The 492-nt window shown below is 55.7% G+C and carries 1 pseudogene; it reads right to left on the bottom strand.

Features of this window, described 5'->3' with window-relative positions:
• Window positions 1-376 precede the first annotated feature (376 nt).
• A pseudogene (locus EXE45_RS17775) lies at window positions 377-492 on the bottom strand (RNA-guided endonuclease TnpB family protein); the annotation flags it as partial.

The raw sequence follows: 492 nt of genomic DNA, 5'->3' as shown, positions 1-492 counted from the left end.
GGATAGGGACAAGGCGGAGGAGCTGTTGCAGGGAGACGAAGTCGAGGCGTAAAGGTCGTCAAGCAGCGCTCCGGCGCGTTTGACGACCTCGAGCTAGGCCCGATAGGAGGTGGTGGGTCTCACACCCACAATTTCGCAGGACACGAAGACGTTCCGCCTTCTCGGACCCGACTGATGGGAAGGGTTTGGTCTTCGTCTTCACCGAGGATAGTTTCTCTTAAATATCATATAGATGGAGTGTCAGTATGGATGCGTCGTTGCCTGCCGTGATCGCAGGCACATCATCAACGACGGTACTCACTGTGGCTGGTGCTCTTCTCTTCGGCTTTACGATCTCCTGTGTCGTCCGGGCTCTCGACTAATGAACTACCCCACCCTACTCGCTCACCGCTGACGCGGTTCGCTCTTTGAGGGTGGGGTTTCCTGTTTCCACGACGCGCTTTACAGATACAGGTGTATCCGTAGGGAGCACAGTCTTCACAGGCGTTGATT

Origin of the sequence: Halorubrum sp. SP9, assembly GCF_005435015.1 — an archaeon.
In the GTDB taxonomy this organism is placed as follows: Archaea; Halobacteriota; Halobacteria; order Halobacteriales; family Haloferacaceae; genus Halorubrum; species Halorubrum sodomense.
Note: the sequence above shows the minus strand (reverse complement) of the source record. Positions and strands in the feature narration are given on the sequence as shown.